This window comes from Micromonospora sp. U21 (assembly GCF_018070045.1).
In the GTDB taxonomy this organism is placed as follows: Bacteria; Actinomycetota; Actinomycetes; order Mycobacteriales; family Micromonosporaceae; genus Micromonospora.
In genome coordinates this window covers 209,937-230,824 of the sequence record NZ_JAGPYK010000003.1, presented here as the reverse complement: position 1 = coordinate 230,824, position 20,888 = coordinate 209,937, and the positions used below count along the sequence as shown (strand labels likewise).

General features: G+C 71.3%; 19 protein-coding genes and 1 pseudogene. 12 read left to right on the top strand and 8 right to left on the bottom strand.

Annotated features, from left to right (window positions below):
- Window positions 1–122: 122 nt before the first annotated feature.
- Window positions 123–521 carry a hypothetical protein gene (locus KBX63_RS05725; RefSeq protein ID WP_210908947.1) on the top strand — a complete coding sequence of 133 codons (399 nt, stop codon included), beginning with the start codon at window positions 123–125 and terminating at the stop codon, window positions 519–521.
- Window positions 522–757: 236 nt separating this feature from the next.
- On the opposite strand, the gene KBX63_RS05720 is transcribed toward KBX63_RS05725, so the two are convergent.
- Window positions 758–1,378: a TetR/AcrR family transcriptional regulator gene (locus KBX63_RS05720; RefSeq protein WP_210908943.1), complete on the bottom strand. Its 621-nt coding sequence runs from the start codon at window positions 1,376–1,378 to the stop codon at window positions 758–760.
- A 113-nt stretch (window positions 1,379–1,491) separates the two neighbouring features.
- Here KBX63_RS05720 and KBX63_RS05715 point away from each other — a divergent pair, with 113 nt between their 5' ends.
- The 3 genes from KBX63_RS05715 (at window position 1,492) to KBX63_RS05705 (ending at window position 3,121) form a co-directional block, all read left to right on the top strand.
- On the top strand, window positions 1,492–2,208 hold the full coding sequence (locus KBX63_RS05715; protein WP_210908942.1) for an SDR family NAD(P)-dependent oxidoreductase: 717 nt from the start codon (window positions 1,492–1,494) through the stop codon (window positions 2,206–2,208).
- A gap of 32 nt (window positions 2,209–2,240) precedes the next feature.
- The gene (locus KBX63_RS05710) at window positions 2,241–2,480 is read left to right on the top strand and encodes a 4-oxalocrotonate tautomerase family protein (RefSeq protein WP_210908941.1); all 240 of its coding nucleotides are present in this window, start codon (window positions 2,241–2,243) and stop codon (window positions 2,478–2,480) included.
- A gap of 149 nt (window positions 2,481–2,629) precedes the next feature.
- Window positions 2,630–3,121 carry an alcohol dehydrogenase catalytic domain-containing protein gene (locus KBX63_RS05705; protein ID WP_247661747.1) on the top strand — a complete coding sequence of 164 codons (492 nt, stop codon included), beginning with the start codon at window positions 2,630–2,632 and terminating at the stop codon, window positions 3,119–3,121.
- Here KBX63_RS05705 and KBX63_RS05700 read toward each other — a convergent pair.
- Window positions 3,111–3,533 (bottom strand): thioesterase family protein, encoded by a 423-nt coding sequence (locus tag KBX63_RS05700; RefSeq protein ID WP_074318315.1) that lies wholly within the window; start codon window positions 3,531–3,533, stop codon window positions 3,111–3,113. The genes KBX63_RS05705 and KBX63_RS05700 overlap by 11 nt on opposite strands.
- Before the next feature lie 175 nt (window positions 3,534–3,708).
- On the opposite strand from KBX63_RS05700, the pseudogene KBX63_RS35030 reads away from it, so the two are divergent.
- Window positions 3,709–4,987 (top strand): annotated as a pseudogene (locus KBX63_RS35030) (RIP metalloprotease).
- A gap of 6 nt (window positions 4,988–4,993) precedes the next feature.
- On the opposite strand, the gene KBX63_RS35940 reads toward KBX63_RS35030, so the two are convergent.
- Window positions 4,994–5,116 carry a hypothetical protein gene (locus KBX63_RS35940; protein ID WP_256442963.1) on the bottom strand — a complete coding sequence of 41 codons (123 nt, stop codon included), beginning with the start codon at window positions 5,114–5,116 and terminating at the stop codon, window positions 4,994–4,996.
- Window positions 5,117–5,600: 484 nt separating this feature from the next.
- Here KBX63_RS35940 and mmsA point away from each other — a divergent pair, with 484 nt between their 5' ends.
- From mmsA to KBX63_RS05660, 6 genes are all read left to right on the top strand, one after another.
- Window positions 5,601–7,148 (top strand): multiple monosaccharide ABC transporter ATP-binding protein, encoded by a 1,548-nt coding sequence (gene mmsA / locus KBX63_RS05685; RefSeq protein ID WP_210908938.1) that lies wholly within the window; start codon window positions 5,601–5,603, stop codon window positions 7,146–7,148.
- The gene (gene mmsB, locus KBX63_RS05680) at window positions 7,145–8,443 is read left to right on the top strand and encodes a multiple monosaccharide ABC transporter permease (RefSeq protein WP_210908936.1); all 1,299 of its coding nucleotides are present in this window, start codon (window positions 7,145–7,147) and stop codon (window positions 8,441–8,443) included. The genes mmsA and mmsB overlap by 4 nt, the downstream gene beginning before the upstream one ends.
- A 51-nt stretch (window positions 8,444–8,494) precedes the next feature.
- Window positions 8,495–9,598: a sugar-binding protein gene (locus KBX63_RS05675; RefSeq protein ID WP_210908934.1), complete on the top strand. Its 1,104-nt coding sequence runs from the start codon at window positions 8,495–8,497 to the stop codon at window positions 9,596–9,598.
- A 112-nt stretch (window positions 9,599–9,710) separates the two neighbouring features.
- The gene (locus tag KBX63_RS05670) at window positions 9,711–10,973 is read left to right on the top strand and encodes an ROK family protein (RefSeq protein WP_374102187.1); all 1,263 of its coding nucleotides are present in this window, start codon (window positions 9,711–9,713) and stop codon (window positions 10,971–10,973) included.
- A 240-nt stretch (window positions 10,974–11,213) separates the two neighbouring features.
- Complete coding sequence (locus tag KBX63_RS05665) at window positions 11,214–13,994, top strand: DEAD/DEAH box helicase (RefSeq protein ID WP_210908932.1); 2,781 nt, start codon at window positions 11,214–11,216, stop codon at window positions 13,992–13,994.
- An 11-nt stretch (window positions 13,995–14,005) separates the two neighbouring features.
- Window positions 14,006–15,301: an SWIM zinc finger family protein gene (locus KBX63_RS05660; RefSeq protein WP_307871629.1), complete on the top strand. Its 1,296-nt coding sequence runs from the start codon at window positions 14,006–14,008 to the stop codon at window positions 15,299–15,301.
- Between the two features lie 67 nt (window positions 15,302–15,368).
- Here the strand turns inward: KBX63_RS05660 and KBX63_RS05655 are convergent, their stop codons facing one another.
- From KBX63_RS05655 to KBX63_RS05635, 4 genes are all read right to left on the bottom strand, one after another.
- A complete protein-coding gene (locus KBX63_RS05655) occupies window positions 15,369–16,979 on the bottom strand; it encodes a hypothetical protein (RefSeq protein ID WP_210908929.1) in 1,611 nt (536 codons plus the stop codon).
- A gap of 350 nt (window positions 16,980–17,329) precedes the next feature.
- Window positions 17,330–18,319, bottom strand: coding sequence for an ABC transporter permease (locus tag KBX63_RS05645; protein WP_210908927.1), 990 nt, complete (start codon window positions 18,317–18,319; stop codon window positions 17,330–17,332).
- Window positions 18,316–19,206 carry an ABC transporter ATP-binding protein gene (locus KBX63_RS05640; protein WP_210908925.1) on the bottom strand — a complete coding sequence of 297 codons (891 nt, stop codon included), beginning with the start codon at window positions 19,204–19,206 and terminating at the stop codon, window positions 18,316–18,318. The genes KBX63_RS05645 and KBX63_RS05640 overlap by 4 nt, the downstream gene beginning before the upstream one ends.
- 20 nt (window positions 19,207–19,226) lie before the next feature.
- Complete coding sequence (locus KBX63_RS05635; protein WP_210908923.1) at window positions 19,227–19,634, bottom strand: GntR family transcriptional regulator; 408 nt, start codon at window positions 19,632–19,634, stop codon at window positions 19,227–19,229.
- A gap of 314 nt (window positions 19,635–19,948) precedes the next feature.
- Here KBX63_RS05635 and KBX63_RS05630 point away from each other — a divergent pair, with 314 nt between their 5' ends.
- Window positions 19,949–20,494 (top strand): hypothetical protein, encoded by a 546-nt coding sequence (locus KBX63_RS05630; RefSeq protein ID WP_210908921.1) that lies wholly within the window; start codon window positions 19,949–19,951, stop codon window positions 20,492–20,494.
- Between the two features lie 41 nt (window positions 20,495–20,535).
- Here the strand turns inward: KBX63_RS05630 and KBX63_RS05625 are convergent, their stop codons facing one another.
- Window positions 20,536–20,808 carry a hypothetical protein gene (locus KBX63_RS05625; protein WP_210908918.1) on the bottom strand — a complete coding sequence of 91 codons (273 nt, stop codon included), beginning with the start codon at window positions 20,806–20,808 and terminating at the stop codon, window positions 20,536–20,538.
- Window positions 20,809–20,888 lie beyond the last annotated feature (80 nt).

Here is a 20,888-nt window from a genome sequence, read left to right as displayed (position 1 = left end):
GCCGAATCGATCCTTCCTATTGCCGTGGGGCGTCCATGGGGGACAGGATGACGAGGCTCGCCGGAAACATCCCCGTAACCTGCGCGCTGCTGGTCTCTGTCACGAGGAAGTGGGAGTCAGTCATGAGCGACGTGTCGACGGCGCTGGGTGTGCGCCTCTACCCGGACCTGGTCGAGCGGGGTGGTCTGGCCCCCGCGCTCATCGAGATCGCTGCCCGGCACGAGCTCGACCTCGGCCGGGTGACCGCCCCCGAGCAGGGGCGTAGCCGGTTCACCTGCGCCGAGCTGCACTCCGATCAGGGCGTGGTCTGCGTCGGCCTGGGCTCCCAGGCCCGATACTTCATGATCGACCTTCGGGTCTCCGGAGAGGTCCAGGCGCGAGGCGACGCCATGGACCTCGTCCAGGTCGCCCAGCTGGCCTCGGCCTGGCGCGCCGGGCTGACGCTCGCCGAGCTCACCGCCCGGTTCCCGTTCATGGAGGAGATGAAGCGCCGCCCGGCTTCGGTGGCCCAGGTCAGCTAGCGCACCGGCCTCCGGCGTGAGGCACACGATCGTGCTCAGCAGCGCAGCCTGGGCGGCAACGGTGACTCGCTGCTGGCCTCAGGTCCAGGTAGGTCGCCTCGACGAAGGCGAGGAAGCGTTCCGCGTCGGTCGCGTTGGAGGCGAGACCGAGACGCTCGTCGACCAGGGAGTGGGCCGCCTGAACATCGTGCATCGCCGATGCTACGTCCGGGCGCCCACTCCACGGCCCCGGCTTCTCAGTCGGTCGTGGTGCGCGCTTCCGCCGGCACCTGGAGGAGGTCCAGGCAGTTGCGCCACAGCGTCTCCAACTGGGCCGGGTCGTTGAGCAGCTTCGCGAGCAGGACCCGTCCCTCGATCTGGGCCACAATGGACCGGGCGGCCTCCCGGGTGTCGACCGACGGGCCGGCGAGTCCACTCACCTTCGCCTCGACGACCACCTGCTCGATGAGGTCGATCTGGGCCTCGAAGATCTCCTGGAGCCGGCGGCGGATCTCCTCGGCCTGGTTGCTGAGTTCGAGGGCGAGGTTGCCGAACAGGCAGCCGGCGACCACGCCGGCCTTCTGCTGGCCGGTGCGCTGGACCTCCTCGGTGGCCTCGAACAGGTCCCGTAGCCGCCGCAGCGGGTCGTGCCCGCTGCTGAGCAGCTGCTCCCACTGGCGGCGCTGGCTCGCCCAGTGCTCGTCGATGACGGTGCGCGCGAGCGCCTGCTTGGACTCGAAGAAGTAGTAGAAGCTGCCCTTCGGCACGCCCGCCGTCGCGCAGATCTCCGCCACGCCGAGGGCGGAGTAGCCGCGCTGCTCGATCAGCACCGCGGCCGCCTCGAGGATCTTGTTTCGTGCGTCACTGGTCCGTCCCATGCTTTGACGATACCCGACCGGTCGGCTAGCTTTTAGTCGACCAGTCGTCTAGTGATCATTCCGGCCGGGCCGAACCGGTCCGGCCCCCTCCGGCCAGTCAGGAAGTGGTTCTCATGAGCACCAGTCAGGGACAGAAGGTCGTCGTGGTCACCGGTGCGTCACAGGGCATCGGCGCCGACCTCGTGGAGGCCTACCGCAAACTCGGGTACGGCGTCGTGGCGACCTCGCGCTCGATCGGCCCCGCCGACGACCCGGAGGTCGTCACGGTTCGCGGCGACATCGCCGACCCGGACACGGCGGACCGGGTGGTCCGTGCCGCCCTGGACCGTTTCGGGCGTATCGACACCCTGGTGAACAACGCCGGCGTCTTTGTCGCCAAGCCGTTCACCGACTACACCGACGAGGAGTTCGACCTGGTCACCGGGGTCAACCTCGCGGGGTTCTTCCACCTCACCCGGCGCGTCCTGCCGCACCTGCTGGCCACCGGCGCCGGGCACATCGTGAGCATCACGACCGCCCTCGTCGACCAGCCCAGCTCGCACGTCCCGTCCGTGCTCGCATCGTTGACCAAGGGTGGCCTCAGCTCCGCTACCAAGTCCCTGGCCATCGAGTACGCGGCTCGCGGCGTGCGGGTCAACGCCGTCGCGCCCGGCATCATCAAGACCCCGATGCACCCGGTCGAGACGCACCAGGCGCTCGCCGGCCTGCACCCGGTCGGCCGGATCGGCGAGACCAGCGATGTGGTCGACGCCATCGTCTACCTCGAGTCCGCACCCTTCGTCACCGGCGAGATCCTGCACGTCGACGGCGGCCAGAACGCCGGTCACTGACGTCCAACCCCATTTCGGAAGAGGAGCAGACGATGCCGATCGTCACCATCCAGATCACCCGCGAGGGCAGCACGCCGGGCACGTCCGCGGCGACCGCCAAGGAAAAGGCCGCCCTCATCAAGGGCGTGAGCGAACTGCTGCGCGACGTCCTGAACAAGCCACTGACGTCGACCTTCGTGGTGATCGACGAGGTTGAGACCGAGAACTGGGGTCGCGGTGGCCTCCCGGTCGACCAGTTCCGACAGCAGCAGAACGGGGCCGCCCCCGAGTAGCAGGCGCCCAGCGGAACCCGGCTCTCGAACACCACCGCGCCGGGGACGTCGGCACGCCGACGACCCCGGCGCGGGTCGACCCGCCTGCCGGTGGCATGAACGACCCGGCGCGGGAAGAACGTCGTCCGCCGCCGGAGTGGGGAGCCGGGATGAGAGTCGTCGCCTACGCGGACGTCCGGACCGTCGCGGTACGGGAGGTGCCGGACGCGATGCTGGAGGCGGAGACCGACGCGCTCGTGCGGATCACCTCCACCGCCCTGTGCGGCACCGACCTGCACATGTACGACGGACGGACCGGAGCCGAACCCGGCCTGGTGTTCGGCCACGAACCGCTGGGCGTGGTCGAGCAGGTGGGCAGCGCCGTGCAGACGGTCCGTCCCGGCACCCGCGTGGTGATTCCCACGCACCTGTTCTGCGGGACCTGCGTGCTGTGCGCCCGAGGGCTCTCGGCGGCCTGCCTGCGCGCCCGCGCCGAGGGGCCAGGCGCCGCGTACGGCTACGCAGGGATGGGCCCGTACCGGGGTGCCCAGGCCGACCTGCTGCGCGTGCCGTGGGCCGACGCGAACTGCGTACCCGTGCCCGGGGAGCCCGGTGACGGCTACGAGCCGGCCCGCTTCGGCTGGCCGGCCGTCAGAGGTTGAGTGGCGCCGGGTCGGTGGCCAGCTCGCGGAACCGTCCGCGCGGATCGGGCACCAGGCGCCGGGCCGACAGATCCAGCAGCCCGCCCACCCCGGTCAGCCGCGCCACCGGCGTCCCGTCCGGGAGGGTGTAGTCCTGTTCGATGTGGAAGGCCCGGCCCTCCCCCCAGCGGAACTCGCAGGAGACGTCCACCTCGTCCCCGCCGCGCAGCTCCCGTAGGTACTTCAGGGTCACCTCCATGGCGACCGGTCCCACACCGGCGGCGAGAAGCCGGTCCTGCGCGATGCCGGCCGCGCGCAGGCACTCCCACCGGGCGTGTTCGCCGTACTGGAGGTAGACGGCCTGGTTCAGGTGGCCCTGGGTGTCCAGCTCGTAGCCACGAACGGTGATGCGTACCCGGAACGGATCTCCCATGCGCCCGAGGGTAGCGGGACGCCCCGTGCCAGGCCGGCACGCGTGACGTCGATGGGCCACATCCACGTCCACGAGTCCCTAGGATGGCCGCAGAGCCATCCGCGCCGGTCCCTGGGCCTGATCGACGACCGGGCCGGTGCGACAGTGTGGAGCGACGGGAAGCGGGCGCCGGGTCATGACGTACGTGCTGGGTGTCGTGCTCTTCGCCATCGGCATCCTGATCTCTCTGGCCCTGCACGAGGCCGGGCACATGGGCACGGCCCGGATGTTCGGCATGAAGGTGACCCGGTTCTTCATCGGCTTCGGCCCGACGCTGTGGTCGTTCCGGCGGCGGGAGACGGAGTACGGCATCAAGGCCATTCCGGCCGGCGCCTTCGTCAAGATCGTCGGCATGACGCAGCAGGACGACGAGGTCGACCCGGAGGACGAGCCACGGGCGATGTGGCGGTATCCGGTGTGGAAGCGCACCATCGTGATGTCCGCCGGTTCGATGACGCACTTCGCCCTCGGCGTGCTGATCCTGTGGGGCCTCTTCGCGTTCGTGCCCGTGCAGGATGTGGCGAGGTTGCAGTCCGAGCCGGTCCGGGTCGGGTCCACCTCGCCGTGCGTGCAGGCGAGCTGAAGCGTCGACCCGGCCACGAAGCGCGAGCGGGAGTGCCGGCCCGGGGGTGGACCCACCCAGCGCGGCGGCCCAGCTCGGGCTGCGGCGCGGGGACGTCATCACCGCGATCGACGGCCGGCCGCTGCGCGGCTGGGACACCATGTCGGCGGCGGTCCGCGCGAGTGGTGGCCGGCAGGTCGAGGTGGCCTTCGTCCGGGACGGGCAGCCCCGGACGGCGGCGGTCACCCTGCCGCTGGCCGAACGGGTCCGGCTCGACGTGGTCCGCGATCCGACCCGGACCATCGAGGACATCACCCCGGCCGACCTGGAGCAGGTGGGCATACTCGGGGTCACCCCGATCGTCCCGACCAGCACCGCCGGCCCGGTCGCCGCCGTGGGCCGGGCGGCTGACCAGACCGGCGTGATGTTCTTTAACACCGTGGACTCGCTGCAACGGGTGCCGGAGAAGATCCCCGCGCTCTGGGCGGCCGTGACCGGCGTGGAACGGGACCCGGAGACACCGATCAGCGTGGTGGGTGCCAGCCGGATCGGCGGTGAGCTGTCCGATCGGGGCGAGTGGCCGACGTTCCTTCTGCTGCTGGCCGCGTTGAACTTCTTCATCGGGGTGTTCAACCTGCTGCCGCTGCTGCCGGTGGACGGTGGGCACATCGCGATCGCCTGGTTCGAGCGGGCCCGGTCGCTGCTCTACGCCCGGCTGGGGCGGCCGGACCCGGGTCGGGTCGACTACCTCAAACTCATGCCGCTGACGTACGCGGTGATCCTGATCTTCGCCGGGTTCACCCTGCTGACGCTGGTGGCCGACATCATCAACCCGATCACGCTGCCGGACTGAGCGAGGTCAGGCGCGGCCACCCCGCCACGCGCTCGCCACGCACACGGCCGCGGGCAGCAGCCCCACCAGCCAGGCCCACTCCTGGCCCCGCAGGAGGTAGTCGGCGACGAGGGCGGTGACCAGCGCCACGCCTACCCCCGGAACTGTCGCCTGCCGGCTGGTCGGGGCCTGATCGTGTATCCCGAGCGGCGCGGCCAGAGGCGTTGATCACATCGCCGTCTCCGATCCGCCGCATCGTCGCCGGGCGGGGCGTTGGAGGTCTGCCTGATCAAGGCTGTTCGATGGCGACAGGCGCCCGGCGCGCTACTCCACGACCCGCCAGTGCCGGGTCGTGCCTGCTGGCGGCCCTGCGGGCAGTGGCCGAGGTCGATCTTGGCGTGGTCACCGGGTCGACGGGGTGTGGCGAGCCGCGGCGGGGTCGCCGGTGGGGCGGCGGGGGCGGCTGTGACGGACGAACACCGTGCGACGTCTATATTGCCGGATTGTTACATTTTCAACAGTCCCTCGCCTTGCGGATGACCCTTGCACCGCAATACGTTGCCGTCAACAACAAAACCAAGTGAAGGTCAAACCTTCCGGAGGCACCGATGACGTTGGCGAGGTGGTACGAGCGATGAGCAACGTGCCCATCCTCCTTGAGATGCGTTCCATCACCAAGGAGTTTCCCGGAGTCAAGGCCCTCTCCGACGTCAACCTGGTGGTTCGCGCCGGCGAGATCCATGCCATCGCGGGTGAGAACGGTGCGGGCAAGTCGACCCTGATGAAGGTCCTCAGCGGGGTCTACCCGTACGGCACCTACGACGGCCAGATCGTCTACCAGGGCGCGGAGGCCCGGTTCTCCGACATCCGCGCCAGCGAGAGCGCCGGTATCGTGATCATCCACCAGGAGCTCGCGCTCATCCCCGGCATGTCGATCACCGAGAACATCTTCCTCGGCAACGAGCCGCGCAAGCTGGGCGTGATCGACTGGACCGCCGCGAACCGGATGGCGCTGGACCTGATGGCCCGGGTCGGTCTCCAGGAAGACCCGGACACCCTGATCAAGGACATCGGTGTCGGCAAGCAGCAGCTCGTGGAGATCGCCAAGGCGTTCGCCAAGGACGTGAAGCTGCTCATCCTGGACGAGCCGACGGCCGCCCTGAACGAGGCCGACTCGCGGCACCTGCTGGACCTTTTGCGTGGCTTCCGCTCGCGCGGCATCACGTCGATCATGATCTCGCACAAGCTGAACGAGATCGAGGCGATCGCGGACCAGATCACCATCCTCCGGGACGGCCGGACGGTGGAGACGCTGAACGTCAAGGCGGACGGCGTCGACGAGGACCGGATCGTGCGGGGCATGGTCGGCCGCGAGCTGAGCAGCCGGTTCCCGGAGCACACGCCGAAGATCGGCGAGGTGTTCTTCGAGGTCCGCGACTGGAACGTCCGGCACCCGATCTCCGCCGAGCGCCAGGTCTGCAAGAACGAGAGCTTCGTGGTGCGCCGTGGCGAGATCGTCGGCTTCGCCGGCCTGATGGGCGCCGGCCGCACCGAGTTGGCGATGAGCGTCTTCGGTCGCTCCTACGGCGTGTTCGAGTCGGGCACGATCATCAAGGACGGCAAGGAGATCGTGCTCAAGTCGGTGGCGGACGCGATCGCCAACGGGCTCGCGTACGTCAGTGAGGACCGCAAGGCGATCGGCCTCAACCTGCTCGACGACATCAAGATGTCGACGGTGGCCGCCAAACTGTCCAAGATCTCGCACCACGGCGTCCTCGACCAGGTGGAGGAGTACAAGGCGGCCGAGGCCTACCGCAAGGAGTTGCGGATCAAGGCTCCGACGGTCGACGAGGGCGTCTCGAAGCTCTCCGGCGGCAACCAGCAGAAGGTGGTGCTGGCGAAGTGGATGTTCACCGACCCGGACCTGCTGATCCTCGACGAGCCGACGCGCGGCATCGACGTGGGTGCCAAGTACGAGATCTACGGCATCATCCAGCGGCTCGCCGACCAGGGGAAGGGCGTCGTCGTCATCTCCTCGGAACTGCCTGAGCTGATCGGGCTCTGCGACCGCACCTACACCGTGTTCGAAGGCACCATCACGGGCGAGATCGCCCGCAAGGATGCGGACCCGGAGACCCTCATGAAGCAGATGACCTCTACGAAGAAGATGTTGACACGATGAGCCGATTGAAGGACCTTCAGAAGAACCTGTTTGGAGGCACCACCTCCAACGCCCGTCAGTTCGGCATGATCTTCACGTTGGTGGCGATCGTCCTGCTGTTCCAGGTCCTGACCGACGGGCTGACCCTGCGATCGGACAACCTGATCGCACTCTTCCAGCAGAACTCGTACATCCTCATCCTGGCCATCGGCATGCTGATGGTGATCGTCGCCGGGCACATCGACCTGTCGGTCGGCTCGGTCGCGGCGATCGCCGGCATCCTGGTCGCCAAGTCGATGGCCGAGTGGAACCTGCCCTGGCCCGTCGCCATCCTGTTCGGCCTCGCGATCGGTGCCATCATCGGCGCCTGGCAGGGCTTCTGGGTGGCCTACATCGGGGTACCGGCGTTCATCGTCACCCTGGCCGGCATGCTGCTCTTCCGCGGCGGCAACCAGTTCATCGGTAACGCGAGCACCATCCCGGTGCCCGAGGGCTTCCGGGAGATCGGCTCGGGGTTCCTGCCCGAGTTTGGGCCGAACACCGGCTACAACAACGCCACGCTGCTGCTCGGCCTGGCTGCGGCGGTGGCCCTGGTGTGGCGGGAGCTGCGGCTGCGCCAGACCCGCCGGGCGATGGACGCGGACCCCGCGCCGATGTGGATCTCGATCCTGCGGATGGCCGTCATGGTCGGCGTGATCGCCTTCGCCTCGCTGCGCTTCGCCAGCGGTCGCGTCGGCACCAGTTTCCCGATCTCCGGCATCATCCTGGTGGCGCTGGTCATCGCCTATTCCTTCTACACCCGCAACACGGCCGGCGGCCGGCACATCTACGCGGTGGGCGGCAACTCCCGGGCCGCGGAGCTGTCCGGTGTGAAGCTCAAGCGGGTCAACTTCTTCGTCATGATGAACATGTCCGTCCTGGCCGCCCTGGCCGGCATGATCTTCGTGGCCCGCTCGGCGGCCTCCGGACCGCAGGACGGTAACGGCTGGGAACTGGACGCGATCGCCGCGGTCTTCATCGGTGGCGCGGCCGTCTCCGGCGGTATCGGAACCATCAGCGGATCCATCGTTGGTGGTCTCGTCATGGCCGTGCTCAACAACGGCCTGCAACTGATGGGCGTCGGCACCGACCGCGTCCAGATCATCAAGGGCCTGGTCCTGCTGCTGGCCGTCGCGATCGACGTCTACAACAAGAGCCAGGGGCGCTTCTCCATCATCGGAAGTCTGATGCGACCGTTCCGTCGCGAGGACGCCGCCCCACCCGCCTCACCGCCGGACGCGGAGCGCGAGCCCGCCAAGGCTGCGGTGTCCGGCTGACGGCCACCGACCTCTCCACCCGTCTCAATTATCAGAAAGGCAAGTCCTCCCATGCGTAAATTCTTCGGCACGTCGGTGGTCGCCATCAGCGCCGCCGCCATGCTGGCTCTCGCCGGCTGCGGCTCCGGCCGTGACGGCGACAGCGGCTCCGGCGGCGAGGCAGCCAAGGGCTTCCCGGCGAACTCGCTGATCGGCGTGGCCCTCCCGGCCAAGACCTCGGAGAACTGGGTCCTCGCCGGTGACCTGTTCACCAACGGCCTCAAGGAGGCCGGCTTCCAGGGTGACGTGCAGTACGCCGGCGCGTCGACCACGGTGGCCGACCAGCAGGCCCAGATCACCGCCATGGTCACCAAGGGTGCCAAGGTCATCGTCATCGGCGCGACCGACGCCGCGCAGCTGTCGACCCAGGTCGCCGCGGCCCACACCGCCGGTGTGAAGGTCATCGCGTACGACCGGCTCATCACCAACACGCCGGACCTCGACTACTACGTCGCGTTCGACAACTTCAAGGTCGGCGAGCTCCAGGGCCAGGCCCTGCTCGAGGGCATGAAGGCCAAGAAGCCGAACGGCCCGTACAACATCGAGCTGTTCTCCGGCTCGCCGGACGACAACAACGCCGGTGTCTTCTTCAACGGCGCGATGAGCGTGCTCAAGCCGGAGATCGACAAGGGCAACGTGGTCGTCGCCTCGAAGCAGATTGACGTCAAGCAGACCGCCATCCAGGGCTGGAAGGCCGAGGGTGCGCAGGCCCGTATGGACCAGCTGCTGACCTCGACCTACGGCAACAAGGAGCTGGACGGCGTCCTCTCCCCGAACGACACCCTGGCCCGTGCGATCATCACCTCGATCAAGGGTGCTGGCAAGAAGGTCCCGGTTGTCACCGGTCAGGACTCCGAGGTCGAGTCGGTCAAGTCGATCGTCGCTGGCGAGCAGTACATGACGATCAACAAGGACACGCGGAACCTGGTCAAGGAGACCATCAACATGGTCAAGGCCCTCCAGGCCGGTAACACCCCGCAGGTGAACGACACCAAGTCCTACAACAACGGCAGCAAGGTCGTCGACACGTACCTGCTCCCGCCGGTCGCCGTCACCAAGGCGAACGCGGCTGAGGCGTACGCCAACGACCCGAAGCTCGCGCCGCTCACCAAGTAAGCACCACACGGTAGGCAGCAAGGCCGATGGGTCCCGGAGCTCCTCTTCCGGGACCCATCGTCGTCCTGGCACCCCCGCACCAGCCGGTACCGATCCGGAAGGAGGTCTGACCGTGGCGTCACCAGTCCGGGCCAGGCCAGCCGGCGTCGGCCGTAACCCCGAATCCCCGCTGCCCTCCGTTCCCGGCGCCAGCCAGGAGGAGATCCGGCGGCAGAACCTCGGCGCCGTCCTGCGCTACGTCCACCTGCACGGGCCGACGTCCCGGGCCGAGCTGACCAGCCGGCTCGGCCTCAACCGCAGCACCATCGGCGCTCTCGCGGCCGACCTGGTCGCCAGTGGCCTGGTCACCGAAGTGGCGCCGACCACCGCCCGCCGTGCCGGCCGCCCGTCGCTGGTGGTCAGCCCCCGCTCCGACCGCGTCTACGCGCATGCGCTGAGCATCGACGCGGACCGACTGCGCGCCGCCCGGGTCGGCCTCGGTGGGCGCATCCTGGACCTGCGCGAGGTCGCCCGCCCCGGTGGCATGACGGCGGTCGACGCCGTTCGGCCGCTGGCCGACCTCGTCCGCGACATGGAGCGCTCCGTGGCCGCCGACGCGCTGCTGGTGGGCGGCGCGGTCGCGGTCACCGACACCACCTGTGAGGCGGACGGCAGCATCCGGATCGCCGGCGTCGACGAGAGCCTGGGCGTCGCGCTCGAGGCCGAATTCAACGCCGGCCCGGGTTTCGTGGCCGGCGACCTGGCCGACATCGCCGGCCTGGCTGAGCACATCCGCGGCGTGGCGGCCGGCATCGACGATCTCATCTACCTGCACGGTGACCTCGGCATCAGCGCCGGCATCATCGTCGGCGGCCGGCTGGTGATCGGGCACCGGGGCCACAGCGGCAAGGTTGGTCACATGGTGGTCAACCCGAACGGATTGCCCTGCGGCTGCGGCTCCCGCGGCTGCTGGGAGACCGAGATCGGCGAGGCCGCGCTGTTGCGGCACGCCGGCCGGGACCCTGGCGACCGTGGAGCGGTGGCCGAGGTGCTGCGCGCGGCGGCGGACGGCGACCGGACCGCCCGGGAGGCGGTCGAGCAGGTCGCCGACTGGCTCGGCTTCGGCGTCGCCAACCTGGTCAACGTGGTCAACCCGGACGCCGTGGTGTTCGGCGGCTCGCTGCGCGACATCTTCACCGCCGGGGCGGACACGGTCCGTCGCCGGTTGGCGGCCATGCCGCTGCCGGGCTCCCGTGAACATCTACGGCTGGAGGCGGCGGCACTCGGCCGCGATGCCGTCCTGATCGGTGCCGCCGAACTGGCCTTCGACAAGTTGCTGGCCGACCCGCTGAACGTCGGCGTCGCGGGCCAGTTGGGTACCGACGACCCGGCCTAGCCTCGCCCGCGGGCGGTGAGCCGGTCAGTGCGGCGGCAACTCCTCCACGACGCTGGTGCCGCTGCCCGGCCGGGGCTCCCACGACCAGGTCTCGTGTAGCCGGAGCCGGCCGTCGGCCAGCACCATCAGCCAAGGATCTCCCGGCCACTGTCGGTCGCCCGGCCCGTTGAACCGAATCGTGTCGTACGTCGTACGCTAGGGGTGTCGGGGCAGCACCGCCCCGACCGGTCAGGAGGCACAGTGCGGTTCGCGGTCGTCTTCACGCCGGGCGACCCACCCCGGACCGGCACGATCCACGTTCATCACCCGGCCGGCGAGGCGCTGACCGAGCAGTTCGCCGGCCTCGGGCAGCACGGTGAACTACGGCTGGCCCTGCCGCGGAACGGCCGGACGGCCGCCGAGACCGTGCCGGTCCGCACCATCGGAGTGGGTGACGCGGTTCGCCGGCTCGTCGCGCTGCGCGACACCGACGAGCTCGACCCGACCGCCGCGTTCTGGTCGGCCGTCGCGGTCACCGCACTGCACCTCGCCGCCCGGGGGCGGATCCTGCCCGGAGTGTCCCCGCAGGGGTACGACGCCTGGCGGGCCGGCCCGTTCGACGTCGCCGACGTGCGACGGATCCGCGCACTGGCCGCCGCCATGCCAGCGGCGGCACGCGCGGTGCCGCTGGACCCCACCGCGCGTCGGCTGGTCCTCCCCGACCCGGAGGAGCTGATCCGCGCGTTCCTCGACGCGGTGGCCGACACGCTGCCGCGCACCCCGGCCGCGCCCTGGCTCACCGGCGACCCCCGGTTCACGGCCGCGGAGCCCCAGCGGGCCGAGGAGCTGCGCGGCTGGGCCGGGCAGGTCTCCGCCGGGGTGGACACCGGCCTGCGGATGGCACTGCGGGTGGAGATCCGGGGGGATCTCGACACCACGGTGCCCACCGCCGTCGTCCGGCTGCGCAGCCTCGCCGACCCCACTCTGGTCAGCGACGCCGCCACCCTCTGGGCGGGAGACGAGCACGGCCTCGGCGACCGGGCCACCGTCGATGCGATGCTCGCCGTGCGGCGCGCCGCCGCACTGTGGCAGCCGCTGGAACGACTCCTCGACGAGGCCGCGCCGGTAGAGCTGGAGCTGCTCGACGAGGACCTGGTCGACCTGCTCGGCGACGCCGAGGCCCGACTCGCCGCCGCCGGCATCGACATCGAGTGGCCACCGCGGCTCTCCCGTGCGCTCGCCGCCCGGGTGCTGGTCAGCTCCCCACCGGAGCAGCCCGCCGACCCGGCGGCGTTCTTCCGCTCCGCCGCGCCGGTGCCGCTGAGATGGCAGCTGACCCTCGCCGGGGTCCCGCTGACCGACGAGCAGACGAACCTGGTCGCCGCTGCCCGGCCGATCGTCCCCCTCCGGGACGGGTGGGTCCTGGTCCCACCGGCACTGGCCCACAAGGCCGCCGAGCCGCGGCTTCCACCGCGCCCGGCGTACGACGCCCTGGCCGCGACCCTGGCCGCCAGCACCGAGGTGGCCGGCGAGCGGGTCGAGGTGGTGGCCGAGGGCTGGTTGGGTGCGCTGTGCGACCTGCTCGGCGAACCGGACGGCGGGCCGGAGCCGCTGACGCCGCCGGCAGGGCTGGCCGGTCGCCTGCGCGAGTACCAGCTGCGCGGGTTGCGCTGGCTCGAGCGGATGGCCTCACTCGGGTTCGGTGGCTGCCTCGCCGACGACATGGGCCTCGGCAAGACCGTCACTGTCGTCGCCCTGCACCTGCGCCGGCAGCTCGACCCGACGACCGCCGGAGCGACCCTGGTGGTCTGTCCCGCCTCGGTGCTCGGCACCTGGGAACGGGAGATCCGCAGATTCGCCCCCGGCACGCCCGTGCGCCGCTTCCACGGCACCGCCCGGTCGCTGGCCGAGCTGACCGACGGGATCGTGCTGACCAGTTACGGCACCATGCGACTCGACGCCGACACCCTGGCCGGCCATGGTTGGGCGCTGGTGGTCGCCGACGAGGCCCAGTACGTCAAGAATCGGCTCAGCGGCACCGCGAAGGCGCTGCGGATGATTCCGGCGCGTGCCCGGGTCGCGCTCACCGGCACCCCGGTGGAGAACAACCTCACCGATCTGTGGGCGATCCTGGACTGGACCACGCCCGGCCTGCTGGGCGCGGCGGGGCAGTTCCGTGCGACCTGGGCCCGGCCGATCGAGGTGGACCGGGACTCCGCGAGCGCGGCGCGGCTGTCCCGCCTGGTCCGTCCGTTCCTGCTGCGCCGCCGCAAGTCGGACCCGGGCATCGCCCCCGAGCTGCCGCCGAAGACGGTCACCGATCACCTGGTCCCGCTGACCGCCGAGCAGACCGCCCTCTACGAGAAGGTGGTCGGTGAGGTGCTGGCCGAGATCCGGGCCAGCGGCGCCGGCATCGCCCGCCGCGGCCTGGTGCTCAAACTGCTGGTCGAGCTGAAGCAGGTCTGCAACCACCCGGCGCACTACCTGAAGGAGCCGCGCGGCCCACTGCGCGGCCGGTCGGAGAAGCTGCACCTCCTCGACGACCTGCTGGACACCATCCTCGCCGAGGGCGGCGCCGCGCTGGTCTTCACCCAGTACGTGCGGATGGCCCGACTGTTGGCCCGGCACCTGGCCGAGCGAGGCGTACCGGCGCAGTTGCTGCACGGCGGCACGCCCGTGCCGCAGCGCGAGGAACTGGTCCGCCGGTTCCAGGCCGGTGAGGTGCCGGTCTTCCTGCTGTCCCTCAAGGCGGCCGGCACCGGCCTGACCCTCACCCGAGCCGACCACGTCGTCCACTACGACCGATGGTGGAACCCGGCGGTGGAGGAGCAGGCCACCGACCGGGCCCACCGGATCGGGCAGACCAGGCCGGTACAGGTGCACCGGCTGATCGCGCAGGGCACGCTGGAGGAGCGCATCGCCGCCCTGCTGGAGTCCAAGAGGGCGCTCGCCGACGCCGTGCTCACCGGCGGCGAGACCGCCCTGACCGAGCTGTCCGACGCCGAGCTGCTCCGTCTCGTCCGGCTCGGCGGCGACGAATGAGGGACCCGGACGTGGCTGACAACGCCGAATTCGACGACCAGTGGGACGACGACGCCGAACCGGCGCGGGACGACGGCCGGGCCCGCAGCTTCCCGGCCTTCGGGCCGGACCGGCGGATCGGCCGGACGTTCGCCGCCACCTGGTGGGGCACCGCCTGGATCGAGGCGATGGAGCGGGCCGCGCTCGACCGCGGGCAGCTGAGCCGGGGCCGCCGGTACGCGTTGGCCGGCCAGGTCGGCCCGATCACCGTCAGTCCGGGCCGGATCTCCGCACCGGTCCACGACGGCGACCCGGAGACTCCGCACGACACGGTGGTTCGCGTGGCCCCGCTCTCCGACCGCCAGTGGGACCGGCTGCTCGACGCGCTCGCCGCGAAGGCCGGGCACATCGCCGCGCTGCTCGACCGGGAGATGCCGCCCGAGCTGGTCGACACCGCCGAGGACGCCGGAGTACGCCTGCTGCCCGGCTTCGGTGACCTCGAGCCCGAGTGCGACTGCCCCTCCTGGGACCAGCCCTGCCGGCACGCCGCCGCGCTGGCCTACCAGACGTCCTGGCTTCTCGACCGCGACCCGTTCGTGCTGCTGCTGATGCGCGGGCGGGCCGAGGCCGAGCTGGTGGAGGAGCTGCGTCGGCGCAACGCCCGGCGGCGCTTCGCGGTGTCGGACGACGTCGCCCCGGCCGGCACCGGAGCGGACGAGGCGTACGCCGCCACCCCGGCGCCGCTGCCGGGCCCACCCGTGCCGGTGCCGGGCGAACCGCTGGCGCTCACCCCACTTCTCGCCGGGCACTCCGCGCCCGGCGTCGACGCCGAGGCGCTCGGGCTGCTCGCCGCCGACGCCGCGTCCCGGGCGCGGCACCTGCTCGCCGCCACTCGGGAGGAGCTGCTCGCGCCGGACCCCGACGCCTGGCCGGACGCCGCCCGGCTGGCGGCCCGCGCGCCGCGTTCGCCGGCGGTCGAACGGCTCGCCGAGGCCACCGGCCGGGCGGCGGACCTGCCCCGGGCCATCCGAGCCTGGGAGTACGGCGGCACGGCCGGCGTCGACGTCCTGGACGCGGTGTTCACCCCGCCACCCGAGGTGACCGCCCGGGTCACCGAGACGCTGCGCCAGGTGGGCGACGACGGCGTCAGGACCTGGCGCAACCGGTGGACCGTCGGCCGGGACGTCCAGGTGCGCTACGGCCGGGACGGGCACTGGTATCCGTTCCGGCGCCGCGGCGGTGCCTGGTGGCCGGCGGGACCGCCCCGCACGGACCCGGCTGACGCCCTGCTCGACCTGCCGCCGGACCGGCCCACCGGCCGTCGGTGATCTGCTCGGTGTTCGTGCCAGGCGCCCGATCGGGCGAGGCGTGCCCGCCCGACCGGGACGCCAGCGGTCAGCCTCCGGGACGCAGTACCCGGCCAGGGCCCGCGGCGTTGTCGGCCGCGGCCTGGCTGCGCTGCGCGCCGGTGACGCAGACGTCGTCGCCGAGGAACGCCTCGCGCCACACGTAGCCGGCGACGCAGGTGTGCGGGCCGTACGGGCCGCTGACCCAGCGGCTCGCGGCGACCGCGTTGTCCGCGAGCACCTGGGAACGGGTCGTGCCGGTCACGCAGACGTAGTCGGACTGGTCGGCGTTGCGCCAGACGTACCCGCTGACGCAGGTGTTCGGGCCGGACACCAGCCGGGCAGGGTTGCGTCGGGACGCGGCGGCGGCGTTGTCCGCGGCGGCCTGGCTGCGCTGGGCGCCGGTGACGCAGACGTCGTCCCCGGCGTACGCCTCGCGCCACACGTAGCCGCTGACGCAGGTGTGCGGGCCGTACGGGCCGTTCACCCATCGGCTCGGCGCGGCGGCGTTGTCCGCCCACACCTGGCTGCGGGTGGCGCCGGTGACGCAGACCAGGTCACCGGGGCGCGCCTCCCGCCAGACGTACCCCTGCAGGCAGCGGTTGACCACGTCCGTGGTCACGGTCACCGACACGGCGTTGCCGGAGACCCAGTTCACGCCGATCTGCACGCCGTTTGCGTTGAGCGACTGGGCCGGCCCGCCGCCGGGCCCGGTGCGCAGCAGGGTGGGGGTGCCGTTGCGGACCTCGTGCAGCAGCACCGTGTCACCCGGGATGCCGGCGCTCCAGCCGGTCTTCCGGCGGAACTCGACGGTGTAGTAGTGGAACAGGTCGGCCGGGTCGAACGGGATCCGGACCAGCTGCGGGCCGCTCGCCGCGGGCACCTCCAGCGGCGCCAGGGTGAGGGCGCGCGAGCCCACCCCGTCGGCGGCCATGGTGAACACCCGGTTCTTCGGCAGCCAGCCCAGCTCGTCACGGTGGGGCCCGTTGAGCCCGACCGCGCTGGTGCCGTAGTTCGCGGTGCCGAAGGCGTAGATGTGCATGGCGCTCATCTCGTCCCACGGGTCGTCGTACTCGCCCGGCTGAGACCACGGCGCGTTCTGGTACGTGGTGTCGTTGGAGAACGAGTGGCCCAGGTTGTAGCCGTGCAGCATCTCGTGCGCGGCGAACCCGACGTTCCAGGCGCCCGGGTCGAGCAGCACCCGACCGCCGGCCGCGCCGGAATCCACCCAGTCGTTGAGCATGACCGCGATCCGGTTGCCGGCGGGCACCCCGTAGCCGGCGGCCGCCGCGGTGTCCACGCAGCGCTGGATCCGGGTCCACCGGTCGATCGACTGGAACTGCGCCAGCGTGTACGACATCGGGTACCAGCCCCGGACCACCGAACCGGCCAGCGAGACCCGCCCGCCGGACTGGTCGGCCAGGTAGTCCGCCACCCCGCCCGTGCCCACTCCGGCCGCGGTGAGGAAATTGGCGAAGTGCGACGGTGCTCTCGGCTCGGCCGGCTTGTCGCTGAACTTGCACAGCAGCACCGACCAGGCGGTCGCGTTCCGGATCGGGCTCGCGGACGCCGGCGCGGCCGGTAGCGCCACCGCGCCCACTGCGGCGCAGGCGAGCGCCACGGTCGACGCGGCGACCCGACGGAAAATTTTGGACTTCACGCGTACGCTCCCATCCCTGCAGCCCGACCGACGCGGGCCCTGAGGTCCACATCGGAGCACCCGTTGTGATCTGGCGGGCACTTTCAGTCGCGTTGGCGACGGGCCGGAATCCGACTTCGCCGGTCCGCCCGGCGACCGGCTGGTTGGGAAGGTCGACGCCACGGCGGACCGCCGGTGCGGCATTCTCACGCTGCACGCCATTTATGAGAACGTGCCGTTCACGCCGGAGCTGACCCGGGCCGTGCACGACGAGCTGCACGACCTCGCGTCCTGGCTGAAACTGACCGCCGATGGCCTGCGCTGACGGGTGATCGCCAGGCCCCGTGGCCCCGGCGATCACCCGTCGCGGACTACGCGATCCTCCGGACCCGACGGATGGCGACGTAGAGCAGGAGCAGGGCCAGGGCGACGAAGACGCCGGTCTCGATGCCCTGGAACAGCCAGAACCGGTCCGCCGGCTGGTAGAGCTGCCAGTTGTACGCGCCCGGCTCGATGCCCAGCTCGGCGCCGCACGCCTCACCGTTGGGTCCCTTGCCACCCGGCGGGCACTGGATCCGGGTGTCCTCCGCGATCATCGTCCCGTCGGGGTTGCGGACGCCCTGGGTGAGAATCCAGTTCCCCCGGCTGATCTCCGGAGGTCCGTCCCCCTCGATCGGGAAGGTCTGGGTGCGGGCGGGCTGGTAGTGCGGGCGGGCCAGGATCTCCACCGCCGCCCGTACGCCGATGAACCCGGCGAGGGTGATGCCCATGGCGGGCAGCATCCGCTTCCACACCGTGCCGGCGAAGATGCCCAGGGCCACCGCGAAGAGGGTGTACCCGATCGGGACGACGCCCTGCAGGTCGAAGACGATCAGGCCGAGCCGGCCCTCCTGGGCGGTCTGGGTCAGCGGGTCGACCCACCACGAGATACCCAGTCCGTAGCCGACCGCGAGGACCACCGCGCCGGCGCCGACCAGCCCGAACTTCACCAACGCCCAGCGGGTCCGGCCGACGCCCTGGGTCCAGGCGAAGCGGTGGGTGCCGTGCTCCACCTCGCGGGCGACCAGTGGGGCGCCCCAGAACAGGCCGACCAGCACCGGCAGGGTGATCAACAGCACGGCGAGCAGATTGAGGCTGCTGTAGCGGTTGCTGAAGCGGTGGAAGCCCGCGTCGCAGCCCTCCCGGACCGCCGCGGCCACGTTCGGTTCGTTCAGTTGGCGTACGCACTCCGCCAGCCCGAGGTCGGCGAAGGTGCTGCGCATCGACAGGCCGATCGGCACCATCAGGGCGGCCAGCGCCGCGAACGCCAGGAGGGTGAAGAACGCCTGCTTGCGGTGTTGCCGCCAGGTCAGCCAGATCATGCCGGGACCCCCCACTCGGTGTGACTGGTCTGTGCGTTGCCCTCGGCCAGGTAGGCAAGGACGACGTCCTCCAAGCCGACCTCACGCACCGTCCAGGCGGGATCGGTGATCGGACCATCGGTCTTGACCAGCAGCGTGGACTGCCGGTCGGTGTGGCTGGCCCGGACGACGGCGGCGACGCCCCCGATCGGGCCGCCGTCGTGCCGCGGGCCGATGAGCTGCCGGTGCCCGGCCACCAGGTCGTCGACCGTGCCGGTGAGCTGCACCTGGGCGGCGTTGAGCACGATCAGGTAGTCGCAGACCCGCTCCAGGTCGGCCAGCAGGTGCGAGGAGAGCAGGACGGTGGTCCCGGAGTCGGCCACGCTGCCCATCAGCGACTGGAGAAACTCCCGTCGGGCCAGCGGGTCGAGGCTGGCGACCGGCTCGTCGAGCAGCAGCAGCCGGGGCTGTTTGGCCAGCGCCAGGGCGAGCGCCACCTGGGCCCGTTGGCCGCCGGAGAGTTTGCCGACCGGCCGGTCCGGCGGTATGCCGAGCTGGGCCAGCCGGGTACGGGCCAGCGTCGCGTCCCACCGCCGGTTCAGCTTGCCGCCGGCGACGACCAGCTCGGCGGCGGTGAAGTCCCGGTACAGCGGGGTGTCCTGTGCGACGAACCCGATGTCGGCCAGCCCCTCCGTGTCGCCGTACGGCGATCTGCCGAACACCCGTACCGCGCCCGCGTCGGGCTTGAGCAGCCCGACGGCCAGGTGCAGCAGGGTGCTCTTGCCCGCGCCGTTCGGCCCGACCAGCGCGGCGATCCGGCCGGCCGGCAGGTGCAGCGAGCAGTCCCGCAACGCCCAGGTGCTGCCGTACCGCTTGCCCAGCCGGTCGGCCTCCAAGACCATGTCCATCCTCTGTCCTCTCGTTCCGCTCACGCGAGTTCCTTCTGAGGGGTGTCGTCGGCGAGGGTGGCTCGCAGCGTGGTCTCCACCAGGGCGACGACATCGTCGGCCGTGAGGCCGGCGGCGTGCGCCCGGTGCAGCCACGCGACCAGGTCTTCGCGCAGCTCGGCCTGATTGGGCAGGGACGCGCCGGCCAGGGTGCGTTGGACGAACGTGCCCACCCCCGGCCGGCCACCGACCAGACCCTCGATCTCCAACTCCCGGTACGCCTTCAGCACTGTGTTCGGGTTGATCGCCAGCGACTGGGCGACCTCCCGGACCTTCGGCAGCTGGTCGCCGGGCACCAGCAGGCCGACCCGCAGCGCCTGTTTCACCTGCTGCACGAGCTGCATGTAGGTGTTCACCTTCGACCGGCTGTCCAGCACGAACTCGATCACTCGAGATGATCCTTCCTGTTGTCCTACGACAGTAGGACTAATAGACAGCTTCATCGGGAGCCCCACCGCTGTCAAGGGCGGGCCGCCGAGTCCCCCCGAAAGGGTGGGGTCCCCGGGCTGCCCGGTCACCAGAGAACTCGCGGTGTCGACGGCGACGCCGTTGCAGATCGCCCGCGCCCGCGTGTACGCCGGGTCGGATCGGGTACCGCGATCGGGCTGGTCCGGGGGCGTGACCGGCGACGGGCGGAGATGCCGTACTGGGAAGAGGTCCTGCCGTGGGCTCGTACCGGATCGGGTGGACGGGCGGAAGCCGGGTGCGACCGGATCCGGCGGTCCGACGGCCGCTGACCAGGCTCGCCACGGCGGGGCTGGCGGCGCACGTCTTCTTCGAGTTGGGCGCCGGCGTGGGCATGCCGACGGCCTCCGTTCTGGGCCCGGTGCCCGCCGCCGGGCTGTGGACCCTGGGCGCCGGGACGCTGTGGCGGGCGGCCGGCACCCGCCCGGCGTCCAGCGATCGGGTCTTCGCGGTCTGCAACGGCGTCGGGTTGGCTGCGGTGATCGCCCACCTGCGTGGCTGGCCGCGCGGGCGCACCCGGTTGGGCCTGCCGTGGCTGCGCGAGTGCGAAGGGCTGGGGCCGGAGCTGATGCGGTTCTACAACCCGATCCTGTACGTGTCGGGCGCGGCGGCCCTGGGCGCGCTGCTGCGGGAGAACCGTTCGGCACCGCGCTACCTACCGCTGCTGGCGCTCGGCCTGGTGCCGCTGTTCATCGTCACGCAGCACGCGGAGCACTGGCGGCTGCGCGAGATCGCCCGCCAGCGGCCGGGCTGGTGGAACCGCAGGCTGCGGCGACCCGGCTGAGCCGCCGCCGGGCGGGGCTCAGCCGGCCGCGACCGACCCGGTCACGTCCGCCGGTCCTCGTCGCGGGTGGGGATCTCCTGGCGCTGTTCGAGGGCGTCCGCCGCGTTCGCGTCGGCCGGCAGCGACGTCGCCTCCTCGAGCGAGCCGGCCGGTAGGGCTCCCTGCTCGGCCAGGTCAGCCTCGGACGCCTCCGGGTCCACGTCACCCGACATCCGGTCCGGGGGTCCCGGGTCGACCGCGTCCTGCCGCTGTTCGAGGGCGTCCGCCTCCGGCGGGGGAATCGGATCACTCTGCTCGTCCCGGTACGTGCCCATCGCGGCCTCCTACCCGGCGGGTGTCGACATGCCGCCGGCCGCTGCCTACCCGTCACCGTCCGATTCACGCCTCATCGCTC